This window comes from Arthrobacter sp. HMWF013 (genome assembly GCF_003061105.1).
Taxonomy (GTDB): Bacteria; Actinomycetota; Actinomycetes; order Actinomycetales; family Micrococcaceae; genus Arthrobacter.
This window is the reverse complement of record NZ_QAIQ01000304.1, coordinates 1-3,880: the sequence shown is the minus strand read 5'-3', so window position 1 is coordinate 3,880 and position 3,880 is coordinate 1. Positions and strand designations below refer to the sequence as shown.

5 protein-coding genes and 1 pseudogene are annotated in these 3,880 nt (G+C 65.7%); 1 reads left to right on the top strand and 5 read right to left on the bottom strand.

The window, feature by feature from the left end; all coding sequences use genetic code 11:
- The 5 genes and pseudogenes from DBR22_RS11590 to DBR22_RS11570 form a co-directional block, all read right to left on the bottom strand.
- Positions 1-564, bottom strand: a 564-nt coding sequence (locus DBR22_RS11590) for an XdhC family protein (protein ID WP_181365143.1), incomplete at its 3' end; no start/stop codon positions are given.
- A gap of 95 nt (positions 565-659) precedes the next feature.
- Positions 660-1,153: pseudogene (locus tag DBR22_RS11585) on the bottom strand (nucleoside deaminase).
- Positions 1,154-1,353: 200 nt separating this feature from the next.
- Positions 1,354-1,848 carry a hypothetical protein gene (locus tag DBR22_RS11580; RefSeq protein WP_108599136.1) on the bottom strand — a complete coding sequence of 165 codons (495 nt, stop codon included), beginning with the start codon at positions 1,846-1,848 and terminating at the stop codon, positions 1,354-1,356.
- A gap of 99 nt (positions 1,849-1,947) precedes the next feature.
- Positions 1,948-2,649 (bottom strand): flavodoxin, encoded by a 702-nt coding sequence (locus DBR22_RS11575; protein ID WP_108599135.1) that lies wholly within the window; start codon positions 2,647-2,649, stop codon positions 1,948-1,950.
- A 31-nt stretch (positions 2,650-2,680) separates the two neighbouring features.
- Positions 2,681-3,538: an aldo/keto reductase gene (locus tag DBR22_RS11570; protein WP_108599137.1), complete on the bottom strand. Its 858-nt coding sequence runs from the start codon at positions 3,536-3,538 to the stop codon at positions 2,681-2,683.
- Between the two features lie 132 nt (positions 3,539-3,670).
- On the opposite strand from DBR22_RS11570, the gene DBR22_RS11565 reads away from it, so the two are divergent.
- Positions 3,671-3,880 (top strand): helix-turn-helix domain-containing protein (locus tag DBR22_RS11565; protein ID WP_146187481.1); only part of this gene is annotated, 210 nt, incomplete at its 3' end.

The following is a 3,880-nucleotide window of genomic DNA, read 5'->3' as shown; positions in this document are numbered from 1 at the left end:
GTGCAGGAGACCGGCCCCGCCGGCTCGGAGCAGGGCTTCGAGCCGCGCCGCACGGGATTGGTCTGCGCCGCCTGTCAGGCCCAGCAGCGCGGCGACTTCCGGCGACCCGCCCACAGTGAACGCTTCAGGGTCCAGGATCACGACGGCGCCGCCGCCGGTGTCCAGCCGGCGCACCAGGGCCACGGGGTCACCCGGGCGGACGGATGCGAGCTGCTCCAGGGCCTGCCGCAGCTGGCGGCCGCGGCCGCCGCAGGCGGGCTCGATGTGGATCTCCAGCTCACCGCCGCAGGTGAGTCCGGCGGCGAAGGCATCAGCGGCACTGTAGCCGAACGTCCCGTGGCGGGTGCCGCCGTCGTCCATTGCCTCCAGCGCGAGCGCCACCACGGCGCCTTCCACACACCCGCCGGACAGGCTGCCCAGGACATCCCCGGACCCGGCGACCAGCATCGATGTCCCCACTGGCAGCGGCACCGAGCCTCTCGCCGCAACAATCGTGGCCACTGCGTAGGGCTGGCCGGCCACAGCAGGCGGCCATGAGCTGAGCGAAGGTATCAGGTCCAGCATGGCGGCGCTCCTTCTTCCGGAACTGCATTTCTCCGGGAATGCGGTGGTTCCCATATTGTCGTACCCCCGAAGGTGATCAGGGGAACGCCTGCTCCCTAGTAGTCGATCCTTGAAGTGAGGGTGTTCCAGGTGGTGAACGGCTCCAGCGGCGCGGGGGCCTCCCGACTGTTCAGCTCAAGCTTGGCCACCGGCAACAGTTTGTCCCTGTCCCGGTTCTCGAAGTATTCGTAGAAAACGGCGTCATCGAAGCCGACCGAGGCCGCGTCATGCCGGTCCGCGGCGAAGACGACCTCTCGATGCGGGCCCACAGCGCGGAGGCCAGGCACATGGGGCACGGTTCGCAGCTGGTGTACAGGACCGCGCCAGTGAGATCGTGGGTCCCCAGTGAACGGCAGGCCGTGCGGATCGCGGTGACCTCGGCGTGGGCGGTGGGATCGTGGTCTGCTGTGACGCGGTTGACGCCGTCGAACGTCCGGCCATCAGCGGTCACGATCATGGCTCCGAAGGGCCCGCCGCTGTTGTGCACGTTTGCCGTAGCCAGCTGGATGGACCGGGCCAGATACTGTTCGGCGGTGAGGGTGGTACTCATGGTGGCTCCCTATGCGAGGAAGCCTGTATCCCGTTGCGGTACCAGTAGGACCAGATGCGACGGTTACCAGGCTTCAGCGTCTGCTGCGAGGTGATGTTGCGCCTGGTAGATAGCTGCCCGGAGTCCGGGTGCCCGCCTTTGGCAATTCCGAGATTAGCACCCGGATGTGGGCTCTGCCACGACGCCGCACCCACGCGTGGTCAGCCGTGTTCCATCCCTGGGCTCCGCAGTCCGCTGTAGGCAACCGCCACCCCCGCCAGGAAAATGGCCACCGCGGCGTAGACCGGGCCGAGGTGTCCCAGCGTGGCCAGGCCCCAGGGGTAATGCGCCGGGACGGACACAAGGAGTCCGACGACCGGAACGGTCACCGCCGTGGCGAAGGCCCACCGTTCTCCCCGGCGGACCCCGAACCATGACAGTCCTGCGATGGCCAGCCCGGTCGCGGCGATGAAGCCGCTGAGCGCAATGTGCAGATGGCTGATGTAGTGGGACAGTTCCGGGCTGAAGGCCTCGACCTCGGCCTTCCCCTTGTCCACTTCGTCGGGACCGATGCCCAGCTCCAGGAAGGCACCCGAGAAGTTAAGGACCAGGAAGGCTGCGGCGTACCCCACGAAGGCCAGCCCGGCAATCGTCATCAGAGCTGCCCCGGTCCGGAGGCGGGACTGTTTCTCCTGGCTGGTATGGACGGCAGGCATGGCCACCACTCCCTCTCGTATCAGGCCGATACTCGATAAGAGCTCCCTGACCGGGGGCAATGTCAAGAGGAATCCGCGCGGCTTCGGAGGGTAAGGTGCCTAGCTCCTGAGGAGTCCGGTGCCGCGCAGCCAGGATTCGACGTCCGCCCCGGCATCCCGGACTTCCTCGCCCTGAACAGCAAGTCCTTGGCCGATGACAGCGCCGGGGCAGGATGCGGCATAGTCCCGTTCCGTGGTGCCGAGGCCGCTCATGGCGTGGGTGGTGACGGGATGGATGGTTTTGCCGGCGAAGTCGTACCGTTCGGCGAAGGTACTCATGATCATCGGGGCGCGGCTGCTCCAGATCCCGCTGGCCAGCAATACGGTGCTGTACTGGCCGATGTCAGGCAACGGGGCAACCATGGCCGGGCGGGCGTCGGCGCTTTTCTCGCGGACGTTGCGCGTAACTGTCTCCTCGTAGTCCTCCGGGTAGGGGTCTGCCGCCTCGATCCGGTGGACGTCGCACGTGATGAGTGCGCTGATCATGCCGGCCAGGACCTCGGTGTTCCCGATCTCCAGGTTGGTCCGGCCCCCGTAGTAGTAGTTCTCCCCGGCGCGGGAGAAGTAAGCCAGCAGGATGCGCCCGTTTTCCCGTTCGGCCGGGATGTTCTGTGTGCTTGGAGACGTTGGCGTCTCCTGGGCGGGCCGGGTCCTGTCTTCCACGTTGCAGCCTGAAATTCCGGCCGTGACCATGGCCGCGCCCAGACCCGTCATGGCCGCCAGGACAGAGCGCCTGCCGACGGTCCACTGGTTTTTTGTCATCTGGGAGTCTTTCCGGTCAGTGTCGTGGGGATCAGCTGATCCGGCGTCCGCCGAGCCAGCTCACCATGGCCGGATCCCGGTGGTCGAAGAACTGGCTGGCACCGGTATCCAGGGTGGCGATCTTGGTCATCTGCTCGTCGGTGAGGGTGAAGTCGAAGACATCGAGGTTCTGGGCCATCCGTTCGGGCCGGACGGATTTGGGGATCACGACGACGCCGCGTTGGATGAGCCAGCGGAGAACCACCTGCGCCACGGACTTGCCGTGTGTCTCCCCGATCGAGGCAAGGGTCCCGTTCGTGAAAAGACCATTCTTGCCTTCGGCGAACGGCCCCCAGGATTCGATTTGGACGCCGCGTTCAAGCATCAGCGTCTGATCTGCGGCACGCTGGTGGAAGGGGTGGGTTTCGATCTGGTTGACGGCCGGGACGATCTCGTTGTGGTCGATGAGGTCCACCAGCCGGTCCGGGTGGAAGTTGGACACACCGATCGCACGGGCCAGGCCTTCCCCGTTGAGGTCCTGCATGGCCCGCCACTCGCTGTAGTAGTCACCAAGGGGCTGGTGGATCAGGTACAGGTCCACGTACTCCAGCCCGAGCCGGTGGAGCGAGTTCTCGAACGCGCGCTTTGTGTCCTCTTCGACGCTGCCGGTGGGGGCGTGCTGGATCCACAGTTTGGTGGTGATGAAGAGTTCTTCCCGGCCGATTCCACTGGCTTTGACCGCCGCGCCCACAGCGGCTTCGTTGGCGTAGGACGCCGCGGTGTCCAGGTGCCGGTAGCCGGCGGCGAGGGCCGCCTCGACGGCGGCCTGGGTTTCCTCTTCGGGGATCTGGAAGACGCCAAAGCCCAGGACGGGCATTTCCACGCCGTTGTTGAGGGTCACGCTGTTCATGTTCATGTGGGTTCCTTTTCAAGGGGGTATTTATTCAAGACAACCAGTCCGGTCCCTCCTGTGGGAGTCACTGCCGTGAGGTGTACTGGCAGTTCCTGTTAGGGCGACGCGGCAGGTCGTAGCGTTAGGGCTATGGACAACAGCAAAGACGTCCGCGAGTTCCTGATGAGCCGGCGGTCACGCATCACCCCGGCACAGGCGGGGTTGCCCGCCTACGGTGGAACCAGAAGGGTGGCCGGACTCAAACGCGAGGAAGTCGCCATGCTCGCAGGTGTCAGCACCGAATACTACGCACGCCTGGAACGGGGCAATCTGCGGGGAGTGTCCGAGTCCGTACTCGAC

Excerpts from the sequence above, each read along its gene's own strand:
- DBR22_RS11580 (WP_108599136.1), bottom strand. The coding sequence starts at position 1,848 with ATGCCTGCCGTCCATACCAGCCAGGAGAAACAGTCCCGCCTCCGGACC.
- DBR22_RS11575 (WP_108599135.1), bottom strand. The coding sequence starts at position 2,649 with ATGACAAAAAACCAGTGGACCGTCGGCAGGCGCTCTGTCCTGGCGGCC.
- DBR22_RS11570 (WP_108599137.1), bottom strand. The coding sequence starts at position 3,538 with ATGAACAGCGTGACCCTCAACAACGGCGTGGAAATGCCCGTCCTGGGC.